Below are 23,987 nucleotides of genomic sequence, written 5' to 3'. Positions count from 1 at the left end.
CTAGGCCGCAACCGATCGAGCCGTCGCCCGCATTCGCCTCAAAGCGGCGGCTAAATCCGCAACCGCCAGGACGAAGGGCGACCCATGGCGCAGCGATCTCTGCGCCGCGGACCATTGCCCGCGATTGATTTGGTCGGCGACCATACCCGCCTGGTGGTGGAAGGCGCGATGGCTTTCCAGCAAGCCCAGGAAGGCATGGTTGCCGGCCCAACGCCGGGCGCCCTCGCCGTGGATCCAGCAACCGAGGGGACAGTGTCGATCCGATCGCAAGGCGGCGGGCACGCCGCGGCTCTGGCCTCCGCCTTCGATGTCCTCTTCCGGGTGTTGAGGCCAATGGTCGTCATCGTCGGCGGTCAAGGTGGTCTTCCAAGCGGCGCTGTCCAGGTTTGCAGCAACGCGCGCCGCGCTCTTGGTTCGCCGCCTGGACGGGCGGGCCGCCACGAGGCGAGGCGCGTGATCGATTTGGTCTGGCCGATCTGCTTTTCGAGCCTGAGGCGTTCGGCTATCGCTACTGGGTCAAAGAGAGTGGGTCGTGAACGTTTTCAGAACGGATGATGAAGTCCCGCCGCCTGCGGTTCCTCGCCAGTTGCAGGGCGGCGGCGCGACCGGCGATCTGATCCGCGCTCACGACTGGAGCGCGACCGAGTTGGGGCCGATCGCCGCCTGGCCGGCGGAGCTTTTCTTCACAGTCCAAACCATACTGTCCTCGCGGGTGGCGATGGTGGTGCTTTGGGGACCCGAGGGGCGCCTGATCTACAATGACGGCTATGCCGAGGTTTGCGGTCCCAGACACCCGGCATCGCTCGGCGGCAGGCTCCTGGAGATCTGGCCCGAAGCCGAGGCGTTCAACCGCAACGTCCTTGAGAAGGGCCTGGCGGGCGAGGCGCTCCACTACGCCGCCCAGCCCCTCGAGCTCTGGCGCCTTGGGCGCGCCGAGCAGGTCTGGATGGATCTTGAGTACACGCCTGTTCGCGATGACGCCGGCCGACCGGGCGGCGTGCTGGCGATGGTCTTTGACATCACCCAGCGCGTCCTGGCCGAACGGCAACTGGCCAGTAGCGCGGGGCTTTTCCAGTTTTTGGACCATCTGGGACTGGCGCTCAGCGCCTATAGCACCGCCGACGAAATCCTTCGGGTGACCACGCGCATGGTCGGCGAACATCTGGGCGTCTCCAACTGCGCCTATGCCGATATGGACGCCGATGAGGACGGCTTCACGATCCGCGGCGACTGGCACGAACCGGGCTCGCCCTCGATCGTCGGCCGCTACCGCCTCGCCGATTTCGGGGTCTTGGCCGTCGAGGAACTTGGGGCGGGGCGTCCGCTGATCGTCAACGACAACCTCGCCGAACTTGCGCCGCACGAAGCCAAGACCTTCCAGGATATCGGCGTCGCCGCCACGATCTGCATGCCGCTGATCAAGGCCGGACGCCTGGTGGCCCTGATGGCCATTCACGACAAGGTCCCTCACGCCTGGACCGACTACGAACTGGCCGTTCTTCGCGCGGTGACCGAGCGTTCCTGGGCCCACATCGAACGCGCCGGCGCGCAGGCGGCTCTGCGCCGGCGCGAAGAACAGCTGCGCCTTGCCACCGACGCCGCCGAGATCGGCCTGTGGGACGTCGACATCGTCAAAGACACCCTCTACTGGCCGCCGCGCGTCAGGGCGATGTTTGGCCTTTCGACGGATCGCCCCGTCACCCTGGCCGACTTCTATGCCGGCCTGCATCCCGATGACCTCGAAGCGACGGCGCGGGCCTTCGCGGCGGCGGCCGATCCCGCCGCGCGCGATGTCTACGATGTCGAGTACCGCACGATCGGTCTGGAAGACGGGATCCTGCGCTGGGTCGCCGCCAAGGGACGAGGCGTCTTCGAGGGCGACCGCTGCCTGCGGGTCATCGGCACGGCGATCGACATCACCGCGCGCAAAGCCAATGAGCAGGCGCTGCGGGAGCTGAACCAGACGCTGGAGCGACGGATCGCCGAGGGGATCGCCGAGCGGCGCCTGCTCGTCGACCTCGTCGAGAACACCGACGCCATCATCATCGTGTTGGATCGGGACTACCGGGTGCTGGCGATCAATCGGGCCGGCATGGACGCCTTCCAGCGGGCCTACGGGCCCCGCCCGCAGGTCGGCGACAACATGATCGCCCTGCTGGGCGAGCGGCGAGACGACATCGCCGAGGTCCGGGCCTCTTGGGATCGTGCGCTGGCCGGCGAGGAATACACCGACATGCGCGAGTTTGGCGGCGCGGGGTATGAGCGCCGCTGGTTCGAGATGACGTTCCGCAACTACCGCGACGCCTCGGGCCAGATCGCCGGCGCCTATCAGTTCGTCTACGACGTCACCGCCCGGGTCGCCGAACAGCGCCGCCTGGCCGACGCCGAGGAGCAATTGCGCCAGTCCCAGAAGGTCGAGCAGATAGGCCAACTGACCGGTGGCGTGGCCCACGACTTTAACAATCTTCTGACCCCGATCATCGGCTCACTGGACATGTTGAGCCGAAAGGCGCTGAACACCGATCGCGAGCAGCGCCTGATCGACGGCGCCTTGCAATCGGCTGAACGGGCCAAGACGCTCGTCCAGCGTTTGCTCGCCTTCGCCCGGCGACAGCCCCTGCAGCCGACCGCTGTCGACACGGCGAGCCTTGTGGCGGGCATGGCCGACCTGGTGTCGAGCACGACCGGGCCGCAGGTGCGGGTGGTGACCGACATCGCGCCAAACCTGCCCATGGCCCACGGCGATCTCAACCAGCTCGAGATGGCCATCCTCAATCTCAGCGTCAACGCGCGCGACGCCATGCCTGACGGCGGCGAGTTGAGGATCGCGGTGTCGATGTCGGCCGCGGACGAGGCAAACCCTCAGGGCCTCCCGGACGGGCGTTACATCAAGATCACGGTGGCCGACACTGGCGCGGGCATGGATGCGGCGACCCTGGAACGGGCGATTGAGCCGTTCTTCTCAACCAAGGGTATCGGCAAGGGGACAGGCCTTGGCCTGTCGATGGTCCATGGCTTGGCGCGTCAGCTGGGCGGCGCGCTCGTTATCGCCAGCCAGGTGGGTATCGGCACGCGCGTGACGCTTTGGCTGCCCGTCAGCCAACAACTGAGCGCGGCGACTGTGGAGGGGGAGGGCGAGCCGTCGCCGACGCGCGATCGGCACGGCGCGGTCCTCTTGGTCGACGACGAAGAGATCGTGCGTCAGAGCACGGCCCACATGCTGGAGGATCTCGGGTTCGAGGTCGTCGAGGTCGGATCGGCCGATCGCGCTCTGATGTTGATAAGGGAGCGAGACGACTTCGTCTTGCTGGTGACAGACCATTTGATGCCGGGGATGGACGGAGCCCAGCTGGTGCGCGCCGTCAGGTTCTCACGTCCCACCATGCCGGCCCTTATCATCTCCGGATATGCCGAGGAGGATGGCATCGCGCCGGATCTACCGCGTCTGACCAAGCCCTTCCGGGCGCAGGAACTCTGCGACGCCATCGCCGATCTCGGGCTCTAGCCGACGCCCGATTTCGGGATGCAGCTTGGCAGTTCGGTCAAGGGCCGGAGCGCCAAGCGTTTGAGGCCGGGTCGCTGAACTTCAAGGTCCTGATCCAGGGTCCGTTGCTGGCCTCGCAGCGCCTAGCGTGCAAGGGGGCGACGTGCTGCGAACGGCGCCGTGCGGCAACGCCGAGATCGGACGGCCGGCGGCCTGGTCGTTGGGGCCTGTAGTGCGACTTCAATCGACGAGCGCCCAATTTCGCTGCGCCGCACAGTCCGGCGAATAATCGAAATCAGTGCGACGCAAAGGTCGTGATGCGGCCATGATCTAGGAGGCTTGCTGCGCCGCACCATGGCGGCGGCCAGCTCCGCTTTCGCCCCAGTCTCGAAAGGATTCTTGATGCGACTGCCGCTGATCGCTCCCGCCGACCTGACACCTGAACAAAAGCCTCTCTATGACGACATGCGAAAGGGCATCGCCGGCCACTTCAACGCCTTCAGGGTCGAGCGCGAAGACGGCGCCCTGATGGGGCCATGGAACCCTTGGCTGCATGAGCCGGCGATTGGCAAGGCGATCTGGGACTTCACCCTGGCCATGACCGCCAATGCGGTGCTGCCCGACAACGTCCGTCAGATCGCCATCCTGGTGGTCGGCGCGCGCTACGACGCCGCCTACGAGATCTACGCTCACATCGCCGTGGCCGAGCGCGAGGGCATGCCGGCCGAGCGCCTGGCCACGATGATGGCCGACCTCAAGCCCAACGACCTGGCCAAGGACGAGAGCGTGGCCTTCGACGTGGCCTATGCGCTGAGCCGCGGCGGTGTCTTGCCCGAGCCGCTCTACGCCCTGGCGGTCAAGACCTTCGGCCAGCACGGGGCCAATGAGCTGATCTACCTGGTCGGTCTGTACGCCCTGGTGTCGGTTACCCTGAACGGCTTCAACGTGCCGGTTCCGGAACGTGAATAGCCGCACCCAGAAGGCGGACGCCCCGCCGGAAACCCCCAAGCCCAACACCACCGCCTTCGAGAGCGTGGCCCTGCTGCTGCAGGGCGGCGGCGCGCTCGGCGCCTATCAGGCCGGGGTCTACGAGGCCTTGCTGGAGGCCAATGTCGAGCCCACCTGGATCGCCGGCATCTCGATTGGGGCGATCAACAGCGCCATCATCGCCGGCAATCCGCGCGAGACGCGCTGCGCGCGGCTGCGCGAGTTCTGGGAGCTGGTCAGCCAGCCCCGCGACGGCGGCTTTTCCAGCTACTGGTCGGACATGCTGAACGGCGACTCCGCGCGCGGCTGGATCAACCAGCTGGCGGCCGGCGAGATCATGGCCAAAGGTGTGCCCGGCTTCTTCACCCCGCGCCTTCCGCCGCCGATCCTGATGCCGGCCGGCGTGGGCGGCGCGACCAGCTGGTACGACACCTCGGCCCTCAAGCCCACCCTGGAGCGGCTGGTCGACTTCGACCGGATCAACGCCAGGACTATGCGCTTTAGCGTCGGGGCGGTGAACGTGCGCACCGGCAATTTCGCCTATTTCGACAATGAGACCGACGTCATTCGTCCCGAGCACGTCATGGCCAGCGGGGCCCTGCCGCCGGCCTTCGACGCGATCGAGATCGACGGCGAGTTCTACTGGGACGGCGGCATGGTCTCCAACACCCCGCTGGACTGGGTGCTGTCGGCGCGCTCGGACCTCGACACCCTGATCTTCCAGGTCGACCTGTGGAGCGCCCAGGGCGGGCTGCCTCGCGACCTGTCGGAAGTGGCGGTGCGGATGAAGGAGGTGCAGTTCTCCAGCCGCACCCGGGCGGCCACCGACGGCTTCAAGAGGTTGCAGAAGCTGCGGGCGGCCTTCAACGAGCTGCTGGCCCAGATGCCGCCGCAGCTGGCCGCCACGCCCCAGGCAAGGCTGCTGGCCGAGGCGTCCGACCCGGCGGTCTACAACATCGTCCAGCTGGTCTATCGCTCGGCCACATACGAGGGCCAGTCCAAGGACTACGAGTTCTCGCGCCGGACCATGGAAGAGCACTGGGCCGCCGGCCGCCGCGACGCGCTTGCAACCCTGTCCCATCCCGAGGTGCTGACCCCGCCCACGGCGGCCCACTCGGTGCGGACCTTCGACTTCACCACCCCGCCTGCCTCCCCCAAACAGGACTGATCCCATGAGCCTTCAAGACAAGGTCGCCGTCATCACCGGCGCCGCCAGCGGCATCGGCAAGGACATCGCCAAGGCGTTCCTGGCCAACGGCGCCAAGGTGGCCATCGCCGACCTCAACATCGACGCGGCCAACGCCACCGCCGCCGAGTTCGACCCGACCGGCGAGCGCGCGTTCGGCGTGGCCATGGACGTCACCGATGAAGAACAGGTCGAGGCGGGCGTCAGAGGCGTGGTCGACAAGTTCGGCGGGATCGACATCCTGATCTCCAACGCTGGCATCCAGATCGTCGGCCCGCTGGAAACCTACAAGTTCTCCGACTGGAAGAAGCTTTTGGCCATCCATCTGGACGGCGCCTTCCTGACCACGAGGGCCTGTCTGCAGCACATGTACGCCCAGGGCCGTGGCGGCAGCGTGATCTATATGGGCTCGGTGCACTCCAAGGAGGCCTCGGTGCTCAAGGCGCCCTACGTCACCGCCAAGCACGGGCTGGAAGGCCTAGCCAAGGTGGTGGCCAAGGAAGGCGCCAAACATGGCGTTCGCGCCAACGTCATCTGTCCCGGCTTCGTCCGCACGCCGTTGGTGGAAAAGCAGATCCCGGAGCAGGCCAAGGAACTGGGAATCAGCGAGGAAGACGTCGTCAAGACCGTGATGCTGAAGGACACCGTCGATGGCGAGTTCACCACCGTGGACGATGTCGCCCGCACTGCGGTGTTCCTGGCCGGCTTCCCGACGAACGCCCTGACCGGCCAATCGATCGTGGTCAGCCACGGCTGGTTCATGCAGTAGCGCGGCTGGCGAGATGTTGGGCGACGGAGGGGCTGGACGGCCGGTGAGGGGGGAGCGTAACGATCCGCCAGCCAACCCCGACTTTGCCGCCCGGGGCTCAGCAGGCGTTTGAATGTCGCCTTCCTAGCGTGAGCCCAAGGTCAGAAACGGGACTTTAGTCGGCCACTGGCCATGTGGATTCATCAGAGGTCAGGGCGCGTTCCGATGCCGGCGTGTCTTAGAACTCTTCCCAGCTATCGAGCGCCAGCGCCTCTGAGCTCCCGCTCGGCATGCGCGCGCGGATTATCGGGCGCCTCCTCTGGACCGCGTCGGGACGCTCACGAGGCGGTCTGGACGCGGCTTTTGCCGCCGTGACCGCGCTGGTTCTGAACCGTCCGACCATCTGGCGAAGCTCGCTGGCCTCGAACTTCAGGCTGGCGGACGCGGCGGTGGCCTCCTCGACCATGGCCGCATTCTGCTGGGTAACCTGATCCATCTGGTTGACCGCGACATTGACCTCGTTAAGGCCGGTCGCCTGTTCCTTGGAAGACTGGGCGATCTCGGAGATCAGGCCATCGATCTGGCCGACCTTCTCGACGATTTCGCCGAGCGCGCGGCCAGTTTCGCCAACCAGCTTTACGCCGCGTTCGACTTGCGAGCCGCTGTTGGCGATCAGCGTCTTGATCTCCTTGGCCGCCTCGGCCGAGCGCTGGGCCAGAGCGCGGACCTCTTGGGCGACAACCGCGAAGCCGCGACCAGCCTCGCCCGCGCGGGCGGCCTCGACGCCGGCGTTGAGGGCCAGAAGGTTCGTCTGGAAGGCGATCTCGTCGATGACGCCGATGATGCTGGTGATCTGGCCCGACGACTTCTCGATCTCGCCCATGGCGGCCACGGCGTCGCCAACGATCTCCCCCGAACGAGCCGCGTCCGCCCGGGCGCTGGATGCGGCCGCGGAAGCCTGCCGCGCGCCCTCGGCGCTGCGATTGACCGTGGCGGTGATCTGGTCGAGCGCGGCGGCGGTCTCCTCCAGGCTGGCGGCCTGTTGCTCGGTGCGACGGGAGAGGTCGTCCGACGCTATGGAGATCTCGTCGGCGCCAGCGCCGACGCTGCCGGTGGCCGCGGTCACCGAGCTCATGGTCTCGTCGAGGGCGGCCAGAGCCCGGTTGAGATCGTCACGCAGTTTCTGGAACTGCGGATCGATCGGCTGGTCGAGCCGGCAGGTCAGGTCGTTGGCCGCCAGGCGCTCCAGGGCGGCCGCAATCTGGTTGATGGCGTCGACCCGTCCGGTCACCACCGTGGCGAACTTCACGACCTTTTCGACGCGTCCCTTGGGTCCGAACACGGGATTGTAGGAGGCCTGGATCCAGACTTCCTTGCCGCTCTTGCCAATGCGCTTGAACTCGGCGGCGACGTATTCGCCCGCGTTCAGATTGCGCCAGAACTCGGCGTAGTCGGACGATCTGGCGTAGGCCTTGTCGACGAACATCCGGTGGTGCTGTCCTCTGATCTCCGAGAGGCCATAGCCCAGCGCGTCGAGGAAATTCTGATTGGCGTCTAGGATCAGACCGTCCATCGAGAATTCGATAATCGCCTGGGCGCGGCTGATGGCGGCGAGCTTGGCTTCAAAGTCAGCATTGCGCAGCTTCTGGTCCGTGATCACCGTGGCGACCTTCACCACGCGCTCAACCTTGCCCGCGCCGTTGCGGACGGGGTTATAGGAGGCCTGGATCCAGACCTCTCGTCCGCCCTTGCCAATGCGCAGATATTCCCGCGCATCAAACTCGCCCCGGGCGAGCTTGGACCAGAAGTCTCGATAGTCTTGGCTCGCCGCATAGTCGGGCTCGACGAACAGGCTGTGGTGCTTGCCGATGATCTCGGAGAGCCCATAACCCATGGCGTCGCAGAAGCTGGGGTTGGCGGCCAAGATCTTTCCCGACAGATCAAATTCAATCGTGGCCAGTGAACGATCCAGCGCCGCCAAGATATGGGCCGGATTGCCATTCAAACGATTGCGTAGCCCGATCATCGCATTCCCCGGAGGTCAGCCCCGCGCTCAAGGAAAGCGATCCGTAGTCAATGAACGGTAAAATTCTAAAGCGTGGTTTGTTGAGGTCTTAGAAAATCGAGCCCGATTTGAGTTGTTTGCTCTGAGTTAAAGGTAGCTATTTCCCGCATAGAGAAATCGGTGATTGAGAATCCTGGATTAATTTCGCGCTATGCGGGAAATTGTGAAATGAGCTCGAAGATTTCTAGCGACGATCTGCCGCATCGCCTCGGGCCTGAGCGCTGCTGGCTGTTTGACGAAGTCTACAGAGGAAGTTGAGCGCGCGGCGCGATCGGCTTCTTGGCCCGAGGCGCATGCGCCCCTGAACGCGAAAGTCGGGTTCTTGGAGGTGATCCAAGAGCAGCTCAAGGCGCCAAGTCAGCCGCATCGAACGGACGAGGTCAGTCAGCCCGATGGCTCGTGTTCCGCAAATCTCGCCGAGGTGAGTCGGCAGATGGTTTCTATCAGATCAGCGGCCGCGATCGGTTTCGTCAGGAAGGCGTCGGCGCCGGCCGATAGCCCGGCCGCTTGGTGTTCCGGCAGGGCGTTGGCCGTGAGCATCACGATCGGCGTCGCGAGCGCATCAGCGTCACGCTCGGTTCGGCGAATGGAGGCGATGGCCTCAAGGCCGCCCATGACCGGCATCTGCATGTCCATCAAAATGAGATCGTAGGCGTCGGGGCGAAAGCAGGCGAGCGCGTCCCTCCCATCGACGGCCATGGTCATCTCGACATCCATGCCCTCCAGCATCAAGGCCACGACCCGACGATTGATGTCGTGGTCCTCAGCCAGCAGGACTTTCAAGGGGCGCCCTGCATCCACGGTGGAACTGGCCAAAGCGGGCAAGGGCGTAGCCGAGCCGGCCACGTTCGCCAGGGCCAGCGTCAGGCGGACCGTGAAGCACGAGCCTTCACCAGGCGTGGACGCAACCTCGATCTCGCCGTCCATCAGGCGCGCTAGAGCGCGTGAGATTGACAGGCCAAGGCCCGTACCGCCGAACCGCCGCGTGATCGAGCTATCGGCCTGGGCGAAGCGTGCGAAGAGGCGTTGTCCTGTCTCGGCGTCGAAGCCGATGCCCGTGTCGCAGACCGCCAGAGTCAACGCCTGAGCGCCGTCGACCTCGGGGGCGGCGTCGACCCTGACCTCGACGCGGCCGCGTTCGGTAAACTTGATCGCGTTCGAGACGAGGTTGCCCAAAACTTGTCGCAAGCGCGCGGCGTCGCCGACGTGACCCTCGGCGACTTGGGGGCTGATCCGCAACTCGAGAACCAGCCCCTTTTCCTCCGCCTTGGCGCGGAACAGTTCGACCATGGCGTGGCAGGTGGCCCGCAGATCAAAGGGCTCGGGATGAATCGCGACCTCGCCCGCCTCGACCCGCGCCATGTCCAGGACATCGTTGAGCAAGACCTGCAGAGAGTCGGCGCTGGTCTCGACGAGACCCAACATGTCGCGCTGCTTGGCGTCCAGGTCGGTTCGCGCCAGAGCCCCGACGACGCCGATGATGCCGTTCATGGGCGTGCGGATCTCGTGGCTCATATTAGCCAGAAACTCCGATTTTGATCGATTGGCCGCCTCGGCCTTGTCCTTGGCCTGACGCACCGCAGCGAACGCGCGCTCCAGACGCCGAGCGCTTCGGTTGTGCGCGCCCAGTGCGGCGGTGGCCGGCACGGTCGTGGCGAAGATCGAGGCGATGAAGAGCTGGACCATGAACTCCTGACGGTAGGGAGCCATGGGGGCGATGAAGGCGATCGGCCCATGACCATTGGCCGTCAGGGACATGGCGATGAGGCTGGTCGCCAGCACCGACACATAGACCCAGCCTGGTCCGGCCCTGAACGCGGTCAGCACCAGGAACGGCATCACAAGGGGCAGGGCGATGAACTGGTCCAAGGCGAACGAGGTCGCCGCCACGACGATGGTGAGGGCCAGCAGTAAAGGGCGCTCAAGACCGCCGCCATCGGCGCGAAAAAGCCGTTCTTGCTTGAGCGGCAGAAGCGCCGCCGGCGTGGCGATGAGAAGGCCCAGGCCGTCCTCGAGCATCCATTGCAGCCAAGCGTGGAAGAAGTCGTTGAACGATCCGTCGATCAGGACGAGCAGGATTTGGCCGATCAGGGCCTCTGTCGCCGCAGCGCCCATGGCGATCAGCCCGAAAATGAACAGGCGCCGGGGACGCGACAGGTCGAGCGCGGCGCCGCAAAAGGTGCGGGTCAGCGCCGCGCCGGCAAAGGCCAGGGCCTGATTGAGGCTGCTAAACAGGATCGCATGTGTCAGGTCGATCCGGCCGATCCAGTTGTGGACCAGATCGACGCTGAAGCAAGCCAGGCAGAAGGCCAGGCCCAAGCGAGGCGACAGCATCAGGATCGCGGCCAGCAGGATGCCGTTCGAAGGAAAGAACGCCACCGCGTCGCTGATGTCTCTGCAGAACAGCCAAATGCAGAGTTCGACGGCGACATAGGCCGTGAACAGCGCCGCAGCGACGCTCAGGCCGGGTCGGTGGGCCGAGGCGCGATAGAGCTGAGGGCGAGAAGCCATGCCTAGGCCAAGCCGGTCCGGGAGGCGCCGACAGGACCGGCGCGCGGCCGCGCCGGCGACGCGGCGGTGTCTTCGGGCCGACGGCGCGGATTGTTCACGGCATGTCCCACAAGCCTGGCCATCACGGCAGAAGCGCCAGTGTGACTCAATGAACGGTAAAATTCGAAAGTGCAGTTTGTCGCACCCCCGCAAAGCCAAAGGGGCTGGAGGAAGAACGAGCACCCCCACGCCGGCGGTCTGCTGGACGGTTCTCGTCGCCGGCGGCCAAGCGAAATCTCGTCAGATCCACCCGCTTCGACTGAACAGGTTGAGCGAGAGCGACGATGCGATCCGGCTGTTGAGCGCCGCCGATCGCTGAACGCCGAAGACTGTCAGCGACCGCTGCTTTGAGGGGCAGGGCCGAGCGGCTCACCCCTTCAGGTAAAGCCACTGCAGGCCTTGCATCAGGCCGATCGGGAAGGTGGTTTCGTGGAAGCCATCGTCCACGACGTTCGTCCTGATCTCCAGGCTCGGATAGGCGCGGCTCTTCAGCGTCGCCGCCAGGCGCGACTGGTCTGCGACCATGTCGTTGTCGCAATCGGCGCATCCGCCGGGTCCCGGATGCTCGCGCGACCCTGTCGCCAGATAGATCCTGGCGGGCAAATCCTTGTGGGTCGCCGCGTAGGCCGCTTCGCTTTGCAGGACCGCCCGGTCGGCGAACCAGATCGAAGGGCTGGTCAGGATGTAGTTGGCAAAGAGCGTCGGCTCATGGAACGCCACCCACAGTCCAAAGAGGCCGCCATAGGACTGCCCCGCCAAGGTGCGGTCGGCGCGATCGACGCGATAGCGTGTTTCCACCAGCGGCATCACCGCCCGCTTCAAGAAGGTGAAATAGGCTTCGCCGCCGCCCGTGACGCCGTTGATCTCTTGATCACGCCAGGGCGTCAGATCGCGTCTGCGGCTGTCGGCGGCGACCTCGCCGCGCGCGTAGGACAGACCCACGATGATGAACTCGCGAAAACGCCCGTGATTGAACGGCACCCGCGTCAGACCTGAAGCGACCTGGAAGGTGTAGGGGCCATCGGTCAGATAGAGCACGGGATACCGGCGGCCCTTATTGGCCGGCGCGTCATATCCCGGCGGGGTCTTGATGTAGATCTCATAGTCGCGCCCCAAGAGGGCTGAGCGCAGCGGGATCACCGTGCTGTTTTCGATGACGAAGCCGCCGGCCGCGCTCGGCGCAGCGGGGCCTACCGCGCCAGAGCCGGCCTCGGCGATGGCGCCCGTCATGGCGGCGGGCTGTCGCGCGTCACCGCACGCGCTCAGGAGCATGGTCGTTGCGAAGAGCGCCGACCGCAGGAAAAAACGCATGAACGCCACCTAAGCCACCTTGGGGGTGGATCAGTACAGGCTAGGCGGTCCAAGGCGAGACCCCAAGAGCAGCCGTCCCCAGGGATATTGTCGAAGACTGGCCTTTGGCGTGGTCCTCTCTTGATGGCCCGAGCCATAGCCGCAGGAGCCTGAACCCGCTGCGCCTTCGGTTCTTGGGCGCTGGACCGCCACGTTCGGGGCGCGGACGGATGGCGCGTCAGCGCACCGCCGTAAACCGATAGCTGCGGGGCGCCTCGCGGATGATCAGGCCTCGGCTTTGCGGGGTGTCTGCGACCTCGAACTCATAGCCGTCGGCGCCGGGCGTGATGGTCACGAACGTAACGCTGCCGTCGTCGTTCTTCCGACTGGCGACCTCACTGGCCCAGCCGCCGAAGTCGAACACCGTCTTGTCGCCCTCGCGCCGGACGACAAGATCGCCTAGGTCGGTGTTGCTGTAGCGCGCCGCGAGCGTGTCGACGACCGCGGGGTCGGCCGGTGCGGTCAGGGTCTGGCGGCCTTCGCCGCGGCTGGCCTTGAACGCTTTGCCGTAGTTGGCCAGGTCGGTCGCCGCGCGCGGTTCGCCGTCAAACAGGACCTCCAGCAATCGTCGCCGGAACGCCGAACGCAGCGCCACGCCGGAATCGGCATTGGTCAGGATCACCGCGCCGACCTGTTGATCGGGCAACCAGATCATGTCGGCGCGATAACCGTACTGCGTGCCGCCATGGTGGATGACCGGCACGCCCCAGATGCGGTCGATCTTCAGGCCCATACCGTAGTATTCGTCGCTGCCTTCGGTGACCTGCGGGATCCGGCGCGCCAACAGGGGGCCCTCGGCGATGTAGCGCTGGCCGTTCGGCAGCCGCCCCTTGGCCAGTTCCATGCGCATGTAGCGCAGCATGTCGCGCGTCGTGCTCCACTCGCCGCCGTCGGGACGCGAGGGAATGCCCGCAGCGTTGAGGCCCATGACGGCGACCTGCTGGCGCCCGTCGATGTCCAGGGCGTGCGGCGCGGCATGGTCGCCCGCCAGCGCCTTGGCGTAGTCGAAGGTGGTGCGCGACATGCCCAGCGGGTCGAACACCAGGGCTTGCATGGCCGCGTCATAGGCCGCGCCGAGCTCGCGATCGGGCTCGCGGACATGGGCGCCCAGATAGCCGCCCGAGGCCGCCAGCAGATTGGAGTACTGGTAGAGGTCGCCAAAGCCGCTGGTCGGCTGCATGGTCGACAGCCAGGTCAGGACGCTCGAGGCCTGGGCCTGGTCGCCTTGGAAGATCCACGGCAGGTCCTGGCGTGGCAGGCCCGTGCAAGCGCAGACCAAGTGCTTGACGCGAACCTTGGCCGTCGTGGCCGCGTCGCCGAGGCGAAAGGCCGGCCAGAGCGCTGAGACCGGCGTTTCCCAGTCCATCTTCCCCTGCTCGACCAGCTTGGCCAGCATCAGGGTGGTCAGGGCCTTGCCGTTCGAACCGATCATGAAGGCGGTGTCGGCATCGACCGGCTCGGGCTTGCCCAGCTCGCGCACGCCAAAGCCGCCTTCGAACAGGATCTTGTCGTCCTGGATCAGCCCAAAGCCGACGCCGGGAATGTCGAGCTCGGCGCGCGCGGTCTCGATCAGATCCGTCAGGGCGGCTAGGCGCGTCGCATCGATCTTGTGGGCCTTGCGCCCAGCGAAGGTTTCGCGCGCATAGCCTGCGGGCAGCAGCTTGCCGAGGATCACCTCGACCTGGGAATCGCGCTTTTCCAGAACCTCGTCGGCGAGGTCATGCACGACGACTGTCCAGTGGTCGCCCTTGCGTAGCGCGCGGGCCCAGATCGTGCGCGTTTGTCCAGCCGGCGCTCGATAGCTGTAGACGCGGATCTGGTCCCAGCCGTCGCGAACCGGGCGATCCTTGGCGCCTACCAAGGCCGGCGCGGCGGCGGAGCCATAGGCCGCCCAGGCCGCCGCCACCGCCGCATCGGCCTCGCCGCCGATCGTGTCGAAGACCAGGATGGAAGATCCGCCCTCCGGCGCGTCCAGACGGATCACGCCGGCGGCCTTGCGGACGGACCAGCCGCGCGGCGCGACCAGCCCGGTCCCGTTCAAGGTCTTAAGCGGCGTGTCGGCCGCCATCACCGAGGCGGCTGGGATGGTGTTCGGAACGGGGAGCGCGCGGGCGAGGCCGGGCGTGGCGGCGATGAGACCCAGGACGGCGACCAAGGTCATTTCACGCCGTCGGGTGCGACGCGCGCCGATGCCTGAGCTGACGCGCGGAGGGGGAGGGGAAGGGCGCATGATGGCTCGCTGCAAGGGGTTGCCGAACACCCGCGCGACAGGCCCGCTGGTGAACCCGGTCTTTGCAGATCGGGCCAGGGAGAAAGCTGCGTCGGCCGGTTGGGGCCGATCAAGTTACAAGCTTGAAAGGTCGAGGTGCGGGGCAGGGGTGTCCGTGATCGACGCAAGCCCTCGCCGGCTCGTCTTCAAACCTGGTCGCCAAGCGACGGCGCCACCGCGTCGAAATAGTGGTTGTCGCCCTCGTCGACGAAATGACCCGACAGGCGCAGGCCGGCCTGGTCCAACACGCGCTGATATTCGGCCTCGCCCAGCGAACGCGAGGGACGCCCCGTCAGCGTATCCGCCCATTCGCAAGCTTGGCGTGGCGCGCTGAACAGGAAGCGGCCGCCGGGCTCCAACGCCCTCGCCACGCGCTCGATCACTCGGCGCTGATCCTCCGCCGGCAACAGGAACAACAGGCCGATGGCCACCGCGCCATCGAACTTTCGCTGGAACAGGCTGCTCGTTTCCGCCGGTTCGCAGGCGACCTCGGCGGACGGCAATCGACGGCGAAATTCTGCGACCAGAACCGGAGAGGCGTCGATGCCGAAGACCCGGAAGCCGTCCGCGACCAGGGCGGCGGAAATCGGTTCTCCAGAGCCGCAGCCCACGTCCAGGATGACACCGCCCGGCGGCAACTGTTTGGCCCATCGACGCACGGTGTCGGCGCCGATGCGGGAGCGCGCTTGAATGAAGCTCTGCGCGACGGCGTTCCAGCCGTGGGAAGGGTCGATGGGCATGGGTTACATCGGCGCGGTTGAAAGGTGAGCCCGTCGGAGCCGAGGCGCGCGGCCTCCAACGCTCGTCATGGAGATGAGGCAGGCTGCGTCCGCTGACCTGGCCGGGTCAATTGCGAACAAAGGTTTCGCCCTCGAAGGTCAGGCGGCCTGGCGCATCGAACAGGATCGTCTGGCCTTGCAGCGGCACGAGCTCCACCCGCACGGTCTCGGGCTTGGTGAAGGCTTCGGCCAGATCCGACATCACCCCGATCCGGATCTTCATGCGCTCGCCCTCTTGCGTGACCGCGATGCGCCCCATGGCCGGGTTGGCGTAGGTTCCGACATAGCTGCCTATCGGCCGAGCGAGCGACCAGGGCCGGGCGGCGCGTTCGGCCCGCGCCGCCACCAGGCCCGCAAGGCGCTTGTCGCGGCGGGCCACGAGGGCGGCCAACTCGGCCTCAAAGTGCGCCTCCAGATCGGGGCGGCCGGCGAAGCGATCGTAGACATAATCGGCCACCAGATCCGTCAGCTCCCCGGCGACGAGATCCTCGTTGGCCATCACCGCCACGCCCAGCTTGCGATCGGGCATGAACGAGACATGGGCGTGCGAGCCGGCGAAATTGCCGAAGTGATGGATCAGGGTGTCTTCGCCGTAGCGCCCGGTCTGCCAGCCCAAACCGTAGCCGTCGCGCGTATAGGGGCCAAAGACCGCCTTCTGGGAAACGACCGAACGGTGGGTGGCGTTCACCAGCCCAGCCGGGAACACGCGCCGAACATCCAGAACGCCGTCATTGATCTGGATTTCCAGCCAGCGGGCCATGTCGCCGGCGGTGGAGACCAGACCGCCCGCCGACTGCATGGTGGCGTCCGTCTTCTGGAGCGGACTGGGCGCCATGGCGCCGGTCGGGCCGGGCACGTGGCCGGACGCGACGACGCCAGCCTTTCGAGCCTTGGAAATCCAGGCGGTCGTATGGGTCATACCCGCCGGCGCGAGGACGTCGTCGGCGACGAGCGCGCGCCAGTCGCGGCCGAACCGTGCTTCGATCAGGGTGGTGGCCAGATTGTAGCCGGTGTTGGTGTAGCGGAACGTCCCATGGGGCGTTGTGGCGCTCCTGACCGTTCGAGACAGCAGCGTCTGCATAACCTCTGGCGTTTGCTCGCCGGAGAACGCCGCCCGAAAGGCGATCGGCGCATTCTCGACGCCGGAGCGGTGGCTGAGCAGGTCGGTCAGGGTGACCGCGCCGGCGATCTCGGGCGGCAAGGCGGTCGAACCGGTCCAGTCGGCCAAGGGCGCGTCCAGGGTGATCTGACGGTGCGCCGCCATGCCGGCGATCGCCAGGGCGGTGAACGCCTTGGTCGCCGAGGCGATGTAGAATCGCGTGTCAGCATCGACCGCGGCTCCAGTCTCCAGGTCCGCGACGCCATAGCCGGCCGTGATCACCGCCTTGTCGCCCTCGACGACCGCCAGGGCCAGGCCCGGCACGACGCCGACGCGCGCCATCGCCTTGCGCGTGAAGGCGTCGATGTCCCTGGCTTCTGGACGAGCGCTCGGCGCGGCCAAGGCGGCGGAACTCCACAAGACGGCAGCCAGCAAAAGTGAGACGGGCGTTCGAGAACGGGTCATGGGATCCTTGGTGTTGGCGTGAGCGCTTAGCCAAGCCCTTCGGCGTCGCCGACGTCTTGAACCGATGAAACCGTCGACCTCAACGGCTGAGCAGCCGCCGCAGCGCGGCGGGCGACCAGCCGGCGGCGGCCGTGACGGCGCGCGTCATGTGCGCCTGATCGGCGAAGCCCGTCGCGACGGCGACTTCAGCCAGGGCCAGATCGGAGCGAACGATACGCTCGATCGCGCTGGCCATCCGCCAATCCTGGCGAAACTGCGAGGGCGGCCGACCGAAAGCGGTCCGAAACGCCCTGGCAAAAGCGATCGGATGGCGCTCCATGGACCGGGCCAGCCGGGCGACGGGCGCTGGAGGAAGCTCTGTCAGCCGCTGTCGCGCCTCATCCAGCCAGGCCGGGACGGAAACTGGCCGATCATCATGGGACCCTGTCGCCACCGGCTCTTGACCACCCCGGGACGCAGCCCGCTCCAGAAGCGCTCGTCCGGTCTCGCGGCTGTCGCAAGCCGCGACCTGATAGCGAAGCGGGTTGGCCGTGCTGGCGGCGCCATGCACCGACAGGATGAGCGCTCCGGCCTCGCCGAACAGGTTTTGATGTTCGAAGCCGCTGGGCTTGCGGCTCAAGCTGACCCTGTCGACGGCCAGCGCGCCATCGAGACTTTCTTCGACATAGCCGCCGGCGAGCAGCAGCGACACTTGCCAGCAGCCATGCCGATGGGCCCGAGACTCTTCGCCGGGTTCATAGTGGCTCAGCACCAGCTTGTGGTCGGACGACGCGGAAAGGATCGTGCTGATCGGCATACGAACATGGCCTCCACAGACTAGAGGCGCGATCGACGCTGTTTGGAGGCGGGGCCGTCTGTTTAATTTTCGCAGCGTGGCGAGCCTTTGAGAACAGGCGTCTGCAAACGACGCCTCGTCGCCAGCCGGCCTGCAGGCCGGACGTGTGTCTGGAGCCGTTCGACGATCTGCTTGCAGCCCGACTCCGCCGATCCCCTGTCTTTGTACGCCACGGTACGACGGCCCGATTTGACTGTTGAGATCGGCGGATTCCAGGTCTTCTTACTCATCCCCGTAAGCAACGGGGACCCGCCGTGGACCTTTCAGAAAACCAGATCGGACGTGAGCGCAGCCGCCAGATGCTGCGCACCGCCCTTGGCCCCCTGCTGCTGGCGCGGCTGGAGGATCCGGGCGTGGCCGAGGTCATGCTCAACCCCGATGGCCGCGTCTGGGTCGACCGCTTCGACGGCGGCCTGACCCCGGCGGACCTGTCGATCGGCCCGGCCGACGCCGAGCGGATCCTGCGCCTGGTCGCTCATCATGTCGGCGCAGAGGTTCATGCTGGTCGGCCACGTCTTTCGGCCGAGCTTCCCGGGACCGGCGAGCGGTTCGAGGGGCAGATGCCGCCGGTCGTCACCGCCCCAACCTTTGCGATCCGCAAGCCCGCGCATGAGCTTTTCACCCTCGACGACTACGTCCGCACCGGTGTGATGGACGCTGCCCAGGCGTTGGTCCTTTGGGACGCCGTACGCGAGCGGCGCAACATTGTCGTCGTCGGCCAAACCTCCAGCGGCAAGACCACCTTGGTCAATGCGCTGCTAGAGAAAGTCGCCCGGACCAACGACCGGGTCATCCTCTGCGAAGATCTGCGCGAACTGCAATGCGCCGCACCCAATCTCGTCACCCTGCGCACGGTCGAGGGCGTGGTCACCTTGACCGACCTCGTGCGCTCGACCCTACGCTTGCGCCCGGACCGCATCATCATCGGCGAGGTGAGGGGACCTGAAGCCCTCGACTTGGTGAAGGCCTGGGGCACGGGCCATCCGGGCGGGATCGCAACCCTGCACGCTGGCTCTGCGCTAGGCGCGCTGCTGCGCCTCGAACAGCTGATCCAGGAGGCGGTGGTCACCGTGCCGCGCGGCCTGATCGCCGAAACCATCGACCTGATCGCGGTCCTGCAGGGGCGAGGCCGACAGCGCCGCCTCGTGGACCTCGCGCGCCTGGAGGGGCTCGCGCCCGACGGCGCCTACCAGCTCAGCCCCGCCTGAGACCTTAGCCCCCAAACCCCCGGAGATTTGTAGATGACCCCGCGAGATCCCTCGCGCCTGCGCGCACGCCTGTTGTCGGGCTCGATGCTCGACCGGCTCGGCCATGTCGGCCAAGCCGCCCCCCTGACCCTCGCCGCCCTGTTGGCGGCTTCGACGGCCAAGGCCGCCGGCTCCTCCATGCCCTGGGAAGAGCCGCTGCAGAAGATCCTCGAGTCCATCGAGGGCCCGGTCGCCAAGATCATCGCGGTGATCATCATCATCGTCACTGGCCTGACCCTGGCCTTCGGTGAGACCTCCGGCGGGTCGCGCAAGCTGATCCAGATCGTCTTTGGCCTGTCGATCGCCTTCGCGGCCAGCTCCTTCTTCCTGTCGTTCTTCTCGTTCGGCGGCGGAGCGCTCGCCTGATGGCCGGCGATCGCGCGATGGGGTTCGCCGCGCCCGTCCATCGGGCCCTGACCGAACCGATGCTGCTGGCCGGCGCCCCGCGCGCGATCGCCCTGGTCAACGGCACCCTGGCCGCGGCCCTGGGCGTGGGCCTGCGCCTCTGGGGCGTGGGCCTCCTCGTCTGGCTGGTCGGCCATGGCCTGGCCGTCTGGGCCGCCCGCCGCGACCCGCAGATCTTCGACGTCGGCCGCCGGCATGTCCGGTTGCCCGCCCACCTGGAGGTCTGAGCATGCTCGACCTTCGCGAATACCGCCGTCGGCCCGCCATGTTGGCCGACTTCCTGCCTTGGGCGGCCCTGGTGGGCCCCGGCGTGGTTCTCAACAAGGACGGCGCGTTCCAACGCACCGCGGAGTTTCGGGGTCCCGACCTGGACTCGGCCACCGACGCGGAGGTCGCCGCGGTCGCCGCCCGACTGAACGGGGCGCTGCGGCGCCTGGGCTCGGGCTGGGCGCTCTATGTGGAAGCGCGGCGCGATCCCGTCGGCGCCTATCCGGGCAGCGTCTTTCCCGACCCGGTCTCGGCCCTGGTCGACGCCGAGCGGCGCGCGACCTTCGTCGAGTCCGGCGAGCATTTCGAGAGCCGCTATTACCTGACCCTGACCTATCTGCCGCCCGCCGATCGGCGCGGCCGCATCGAGGGGCTGTTCGTCGAAGGCCGCGCCGGCGCGGCCCTAGACTGGCGCGCTGAGCTGGCGGGCTTCATCGATCGCGCCGATCGATTGCTGGGTCTGCTCGACGGCCTGATGCCAACGCTGGGTTGGCTTGATGACGCGGCCACCTTGAGCTTCCTCCACGGTGCGATCTCGACGACGCGCCAGCGCGTGGCGGTCCCGCAGACTCCGATGCAGCTGGACGCCTTGCTGGCGACGCAGCCGCTGGTCGGCGGCTTGGAGCCGCGCCTGGGCGGGGCGCACCTGCGGGTCCTGACCCTCACCGGCTTTCCGGCGGCGACGGTCCCCGGCCTGCTGGATGAGCTCAATCGCCTGGGCCTGGCCTATCGCTGGACGACCCGGGCCCTCTGCCTGGACAAGACCGACGCCACAAGCCTCCTGGCCAGGATCCGCCGCCAGTGGTTCGCCAAGCGCAAGTCGGTGCTGGTGTTGCTGCGCGAGGCGCTCACCCAGGAGCCCTCGCCGCTGGTCGACAACGACGCGGCCAACAAGTCGCTCGAGGCGGATCTGGCCCTACAGGATCTTGGCGGCGACGCGGTGGCCTATGCCTATGTCACCGCCAGCCTGGCGGTCTGGGACGAGGACCCAGCCATCGCCCAGACCAAGCTGGCCCTGGTCGAGAAGGTCATCCAGGGGCGCGACTTCACCGTCATCCGCGAGACCGTCAACGCCGTGGAGGCCTGGCTGGGCAGTATTCCCGGCCACGCCTACGCCAATATCCGCCAGCCGCCGCTGTCGACCCTGAACCTGGCCCACATCGCGCCGATGTCGGCGGTCTGGGCCGGACCCGAGCGCAACGCCCACCTGAACGGCCCGCCGCTCCTGGTGGCCCGCACCGCCGGCTCCACGCCCTTTCGCCTCAGCACCCATGTCGGCGATGTCGGCCACACCCTGATCGTGGGGCCGACCGGCGCGGGCAAGAGCGTGCTGCTGGCGATGCTGGCCCTGCAGTTTCGGCGCTACGCCGGCGCCCAGGTCTTCGCCTTCGACTTCGGCGCCTCGATCCGGGCCGCGGCCCCGGGCATGGGCGGCAGTTTTCATGATCTGGGCGGCGTCCTGGCGGGGCGGTCAGGCGCGATCGCCCTGCAGCCCCTGGCCCTGATCGACGCGCCCGACGAACGCGCCTGGGCGCTGGACTGGCTGATCGCGATCCTCATGCGTCAGGGCGTGGCCATCACTCCGGCGGTCCGCGATCATGTCTGGACCGCCCTGGCGAGCCTGGCCAGCGCGCCGCTCGCCGAGCGCACCCTGACCGGCCTGATCGCCGTCCTAACCTCGCGCGACCTGAAGGAGGCCCTGGCGCCGTTCGCGCTGGGCGGCCCGTGGGGCGTCCTGCTCGACAGCGACCACGAGACGCCCGGCGCCGATGAGGTCCAGGCCTTCGAAACCGAAGGCCTGCTGGGCACGGCCGCCGCGCCGGCGGTCCTGGCCTACCTCTTCCATCGGATCGCCCGGCGCCTTGACGGCCGCCCGACCCTGATCCTCGTCGACGAGGCCTGGCTGGCGCTCTCTGACCCGGCCTTCGGCGCCCAGCTGGAGACGTGGCTCGGCACCGTGCGCAAGAAGAACGGCGCGGTCGTCCTGACGACCCTGTCCCTGGGCAATGTCGAAAAGAGCCCGATCGCCGAAGCCATCGCCGAGCTTTGCCTCACCCGTATCTTCCTGCCCAACGCCTGGGCCCTGGATCCTCAAGGCGCGGCGGCCTACCGGCGGTTCGGCTTCAACGAACGCCAGCTGGAGATCATCGCGCGGTCCATTCCCAAGCGCGACTATTACCTGCGCTCGGCGGCCGGGGATCGTCTCTTCCAGCTCGATCTGGGTCCAGTGGCACTGGCCTTCAGCGCCGCCTCGTCCAAGGCCGACCAAGCCGCCATCGGCGAGGTCTTGGCCGCCCATGGGCCTGAAGGCTTCTCCGCGGCCTGGCTGCGCCGGCGGGGCCTGCCCTGGGCCGCCGACCTTCTGGCCTCGATGCCGACCTCGGCGTCGCCGTCCGATCCTTCCCAACCGGAGCCTTTGTCATGACCCTTTCCCGACGCCGGCTGGCGGCGGCCCTGCTGGCTGGCCCGCTGGCTGTGAGTTTCGTGTTCGCGCCGCCGGCGGCCCAAGCCCAGTGGACCGTCTATGACCCGGCCAACTATGTGCAGAACGTCCTGACGGCCGCGCGCACCCTGCAGGCGATCAACAACCAGATCAGCTCGCTGCAGAACGAAGCCCAGATGCTGATCGGCCAGGCCAAGAGCCTGGCCAGCCTGCCGTATTCGTCGCTCGCCGCCCTCCAGGCCCAGGTCGACCGCACCCGCGATCTGCTCGGCCAGGCCCAGGCCCTGGCCTATGACGTCGCCGCCATCCAGCAGGCCTTCAGCACCACCTATGGCGCGGTGGACCTGTCGGCGAGCGACGCGGCCCTGACCGCCCGCGCCGACGCGCGCTGGACCGCGGCGGTCGCCGGGTTCGAAGACGCCCTGAAGGTCCAGGCCGGCGTGGTCGGCGGGCTGGGCGCCAGCCGCGACCAACTGACCAGCCTGGTCGGCGCCAGCCAGGGCGCGGTCGGCGGGCTGCAGGCCGCCCAGGCCGGCAACCAGCTCCTGGCCCTCCAGGCCCAGCAACTGGCCGACCTGATCGCGCTCAGCGCCGCCCAAGGCCGCGCCGAAGCCCTGGAAGCGGCCGATCGGGCCGCCGCCCGCGCCGACGCGAAGGCCCGGTTCGCCAAGTTCATGGGGAGCGCGCCGCAATGAGGTGGCTCATCGCCTTGGGCGGGGCCTGGATCCTGATCGGCGCCGTCGTCGTGGGGGTCTGGGGGCCCAAACCTTCAGCGACCGCCCCGCGTGTCGAGGCTTCGCGCGCCAAGGGCGACGGCGAGCTTGGCCGCTGCCGGGATCTGGGCGAGGCGGCCAAGGATGATCCGGGCTGCCGGGCGGCCTGGGCCTCGGCCCGGGCTCACTTCTTCGGTGGCGGCCCCGATGGGGGTCGGTCATGAGCGACACCGGCGTCATCGATCGCTTCTTCGACGTCTACGGGTCCTACATCGACAGCGGCTTTGGCCTGCTGGGCGGGGAGGTGGCCTGGCTGTCGACCACCCTGGTGGCCATCGACGTCACCCTGGCGGCGCTGTTCTGGGCCTGGGCCCATGGCGAGGACATCATCGCGCGCCTCGTCAAGAAGACCCTCTATGTCGGGTTCTTCGCCTTCCTGATCGGCAACTTCCACACTCTGACGACCATCGTTCTAAAGAGCTTTTCAGGGCTGGGCCTGAAGGCCGGCGGCGTGGGCGTCTCGGCCGACGACTTCCTGCGCCCGGGCAAGCTGGCGGCCCTGGGGATCACGGCTTGCAAGCCGATCCTGCAAGCGGCCAGCGATCTGGGCGGCTTTCCCGGCTTCTTCGAGAACATCGTCCAGATCTTGATCCTGCTGGTCGTGGCGATCCTGGTGATCGTCTCCTTCTTCATCATCGCCGTGCAGATCTTCGTGGTGCTGATCGAGTTCAAGCTCGTCAGCCTCTGCGGCTTTGTCCTGGTCCCGTTCGGGCTCTTTGGCCGCACCGCCTTCCTGGCCGAGAAGGTCCTGGGCAACGTCATGGCCTCGGGCGTCAAGGTCATGGTGCTGGCCGTCATCGTCGGCATCGGCTCGACGCTGTTTTCCGAGTTCACCAGCGCTTCGTCGGGCCAGCCGACCCTGGAAGCGGTCCTGGCCATGGCCCTGGCCGCCCTGACGCTGCTGGGCCTGTCGATCTTCGGTCCCGGCGTCGCCTCGGGCCTGGTCTCGGGCGCGCCGCAGCTGGGCGTCGGCGCGGCGGTCGGCACGGGCATGGTGGTCGGGGGCCTGGCCATGGCCGGCGCCGGCGCGGCCCA

At 67.3% G+C, this 23,987-nt stretch carries 19 protein-coding genes; 11 read left to right on the top strand and 8 right to left on the bottom strand.

Annotation, left to right across the window (positions count from 1 at the left end; genetic code table 11):
• A complete protein-coding gene (locus AC2YHT_RS17600) occupies positions 1 to 357 on the bottom strand; it encodes a CZB domain-containing protein (protein WP_487291061.1) in 357 nt (118 codons plus the stop codon).
• Between the two features lie 175 nt (positions 358 to 532).
• Here AC2YHT_RS17600 and AC2YHT_RS17595 point away from each other — a divergent pair, with 175 nt between their 5' ends.
• From AC2YHT_RS17595 to AC2YHT_RS17580, 4 genes are all read left to right on the top strand, one after another.
• Positions 533 to 3,505 carry a PAS domain-containing protein gene (locus tag AC2YHT_RS17595; RefSeq protein WP_487291060.1) on the top strand — a complete coding sequence of 991 codons (2,973 nt, stop codon included), beginning with the start codon at positions 533 to 535 and terminating at the stop codon, positions 3,503 to 3,505.
• A gap of 381 nt (positions 3,506 to 3,886) precedes the next feature.
• Complete coding sequence (locus tag AC2YHT_RS17590; protein WP_487291059.1) at positions 3,887 to 4,453, top strand: carboxymuconolactone decarboxylase family protein; 567 nt, start codon at positions 3,887 to 3,889, stop codon at positions 4,451 to 4,453.
• The gene (locus tag AC2YHT_RS17585) at positions 4,446 to 5,639 is read left to right on the top strand and encodes a patatin-like phospholipase family protein (RefSeq protein ID WP_487291058.1); all 1,194 of its coding nucleotides are present in this window, start codon (positions 4,446 to 4,448) and stop codon (positions 5,637 to 5,639) included. Before AC2YHT_RS17590 ends, AC2YHT_RS17585 begins: the two co-directional genes overlap by 8 nt.
• A gap of 4 nt (positions 5,640 to 5,643) precedes the next feature.
• Positions 5,644 to 6,426, top strand: a complete 783-nt coding sequence (locus tag AC2YHT_RS17580; protein WP_487291057.1) for a 3-hydroxybutyrate dehydrogenase — start codon at positions 5,644 to 5,646, stop codon at positions 6,424 to 6,426.
• Between the two features lie 217 nt (positions 6,427 to 6,643).
• On the opposite strand, the gene AC2YHT_RS17575 is transcribed toward AC2YHT_RS17580, so the two are convergent.
• The 7 genes from AC2YHT_RS17575 to AC2YHT_RS17545 all read right to left on the bottom strand — a co-directional run bounded on the left by AC2YHT_RS17575 (position 6,644) and on the right by AC2YHT_RS17545 (position 17,778).
• The gene (locus tag AC2YHT_RS17575) at positions 6,644 to 8,431 is read right to left on the bottom strand and encodes a methyl-accepting chemotaxis protein (RefSeq protein WP_487291056.1); all 1,788 of its coding nucleotides are present in this window, start codon (positions 8,429 to 8,431) and stop codon (positions 6,644 to 6,646) included.
• A gap of 423 nt (positions 8,432 to 8,854) precedes the next feature.
• The gene (locus tag AC2YHT_RS17570; protein ID WP_487291055.1) at positions 8,855 to 10,981 is read right to left on the bottom strand and encodes an ATP-binding protein; all 2,127 of its coding nucleotides are present in this window, start codon (positions 10,979 to 10,981) and stop codon (positions 8,855 to 8,857) included.
• A gap of 408 nt (positions 10,982 to 11,389) precedes the next feature.
• Positions 11,390 to 12,331: an alpha/beta hydrolase gene (locus tag AC2YHT_RS17565; protein WP_487291054.1), complete on the bottom strand. Its 942-nt coding sequence runs from the start codon at positions 12,329 to 12,331 to the stop codon at positions 11,390 to 11,392.
• A 217-nt stretch (positions 12,332 to 12,548) separates the two neighbouring features.
• Entirely contained in the window at positions 12,549 to 14,531 is a 1,983-nt protein-coding gene (locus tag AC2YHT_RS17560) for a serine hydrolase domain-containing protein (protein ID WP_487291053.1), read from the bottom strand.
• 254 nt (positions 14,532 to 14,785) lie between these two features.
• On the bottom strand, positions 14,786 to 15,379 hold the full coding sequence (locus tag AC2YHT_RS17555) for a class I SAM-dependent methyltransferase (protein ID WP_487291052.1): 594 nt from the start codon (positions 15,377 to 15,379) through the stop codon (positions 14,786 to 14,788).
• 106 nt (positions 15,380 to 15,485) lie between these two features.
• Positions 15,486 to 16,919 (bottom strand): serine hydrolase domain-containing protein, encoded by a 1,434-nt coding sequence (locus tag AC2YHT_RS17550; protein ID WP_487291051.1) that lies wholly within the window; start codon positions 16,917 to 16,919, stop codon positions 15,486 to 15,488.
• A gap of 142 nt (positions 16,920 to 17,061) precedes the next feature.
• Complete coding sequence (locus AC2YHT_RS17545; protein WP_487291050.1) at positions 17,062 to 17,778, bottom strand: helix-turn-helix transcriptional regulator; 717 nt, start codon at positions 17,776 to 17,778, stop codon at positions 17,062 to 17,064.
• 338 nt (positions 17,779 to 18,116) lie between these two features.
• Here AC2YHT_RS17545 and trbB point away from each other — a divergent pair, with 338 nt between their 5' ends.
• From trbB to trbL, 7 genes are all read left to right on the top strand, one after another.
• Positions 18,117 to 19,025 (top strand): P-type conjugative transfer ATPase TrbB, encoded by a 909-nt coding sequence (gene trbB / locus AC2YHT_RS17540; RefSeq protein ID WP_487291175.1) that lies wholly within the window; start codon positions 18,117 to 18,119, stop codon positions 19,023 to 19,025.
• An 84-nt stretch (positions 19,026 to 19,109) separates the two neighbouring features.
• Positions 19,110 to 19,430: a TrbC/VirB2 family type IV secretion system protein gene (locus AC2YHT_RS17535; RefSeq protein WP_487291174.1), complete on the top strand. Its 321-nt coding sequence runs from the start codon at positions 19,110 to 19,112 to the stop codon at positions 19,428 to 19,430.
• Positions 19,430 to 19,696 carry a VirB3 family type IV secretion system protein gene (locus tag AC2YHT_RS17530; RefSeq protein ID WP_487291049.1) on the top strand — a complete coding sequence of 89 codons (267 nt, stop codon included), beginning with the start codon at positions 19,430 to 19,432 and terminating at the stop codon, positions 19,694 to 19,696. The genes AC2YHT_RS17535 and AC2YHT_RS17530 overlap by 1 nt, the downstream gene beginning before the upstream one ends.
• Positions 19,697 to 19,698: 2 nt before the next feature.
• Positions 19,699 to 22,161, top strand: a complete 2,463-nt coding sequence (trbE, locus tag AC2YHT_RS17525; RefSeq protein ID WP_487291048.1) for a conjugal transfer protein TrbE — start codon at positions 19,699 to 19,701, stop codon at positions 22,159 to 22,161.
• A complete protein-coding gene (gene trbJ / locus AC2YHT_RS17520) occupies positions 22,158 to 22,874 on the top strand; it encodes a P-type conjugative transfer protein TrbJ (protein WP_487291047.1) in 717 nt (238 codons plus the stop codon). Before trbE ends, trbJ begins: the two co-directional genes overlap by 4 nt.
• A complete protein-coding gene (gene trbK-alt, locus AC2YHT_RS17515; protein ID WP_487291046.1) occupies positions 22,871 to 23,116 on the top strand; it encodes a putative entry exclusion protein TrbK-alt in 246 nt (81 codons plus the stop codon). The genes trbJ and trbK-alt overlap by 4 nt, the downstream gene beginning before the upstream one ends.
• On the top strand, positions 23,113 to 23,987 hold an 875-nt coding region (trbL, locus tag AC2YHT_RS17510), incomplete at its 3' end, for a P-type conjugative transfer protein TrbL (protein WP_487291045.1). The genes trbK-alt and trbL, both read left to right, overlap by 4 nt.

The sequence above is a fragment of the Caulobacter sp. SRI_008 genome (assembly GCF_057586355.1).
The sequence above is the reverse complement of the archived record's forward strand: the minus strand, read 5'-3'. Positions and strand labels throughout refer to the sequence as shown.

What these genes read in the sequence shown, in the direction of transcription:
- AC2YHT_RS17590 (WP_487291059.1), top strand. Translation starts at nt 3,887, where the DNA reads ATGCGACTGCCGCTGATCGCTCCCGCCGACCTGACACCTGAACAAAAG.
- AC2YHT_RS17580 (WP_487291057.1), top strand. Translation starts at nt 5,644, where the DNA reads ATGAGCCTTCAAGACAAGGTCGCCGTCATCACCGGCGCCGCCAGCGGC.
- AC2YHT_RS17575 (WP_487291056.1), bottom strand. Translation starts at nt 8,431, where the DNA reads ATGATCGGGCTACGCAATCGTTTGAATGGCAATCCGGCCCATATCTTG.
- AC2YHT_RS17570 (WP_487291055.1), bottom strand. Translation starts at nt 10,981, where the DNA reads ATGGCTTCTCGCCCTCAGCTCTATCGCGCCTCGGCCCACCGACCCGGC.
- AC2YHT_RS17565 (WP_487291054.1), bottom strand. Translation starts at nt 12,331, where the DNA reads ATGCGTTTTTTCCTGCGGTCGGCGCTCTTCGCAACGACCATGCTCCTG.
- AC2YHT_RS17560 (WP_487291053.1), bottom strand. Translation starts at nt 14,531, where the DNA reads ATGACCTTGGTCGCCGTCCTGGGTCTCATCGCCGCCACGCCCGGCCTC.
- AC2YHT_RS17555 (WP_487291052.1), bottom strand. Translation starts at nt 15,379, where the DNA reads ATGCCCATCGACCCTTCCCACGGCTGGAACGCCGTCGCGCAGAGCTTC.
- AC2YHT_RS17545 (WP_487291050.1), bottom strand. Translation starts at nt 17,778, where the DNA reads ATGCCGATCAGCACGATCCTTTCCGCGTCGTCCGACCACAAGCTGGTG.
- trbB (WP_487291175.1), top strand. Translation starts at nt 18,117, where the DNA reads ATGCTGCGCACCGCCCTTGGCCCCCTGCTGCTGGCGCGGCTGGAGGAT.
- AC2YHT_RS17535 (WP_487291174.1), top strand. Translation starts at nt 19,110, where the DNA reads ATGCTCGACCGGCTCGGCCATGTCGGCCAAGCCGCCCCCCTGACCCTC.
- AC2YHT_RS17530 (WP_487291049.1), top strand. Translation starts at nt 19,430, where the DNA reads ATGGCCGGCGATCGCGCGATGGGGTTCGCCGCGCCCGTCCATCGGGCC.
- trbE (WP_487291048.1), top strand. Translation starts at nt 19,699, where the DNA reads ATGCTCGACCTTCGCGAATACCGCCGTCGGCCCGCCATGTTGGCCGAC.
- trbJ (WP_487291047.1), top strand. Translation starts at nt 22,158, where the DNA reads ATGACCCTTTCCCGACGCCGGCTGGCGGCGGCCCTGCTGGCTGGCCCG.
- trbK-alt (WP_487291046.1), top strand. Translation starts at nt 22,871, where the DNA reads ATGAGGTGGCTCATCGCCTTGGGCGGGGCCTGGATCCTGATCGGCGCC.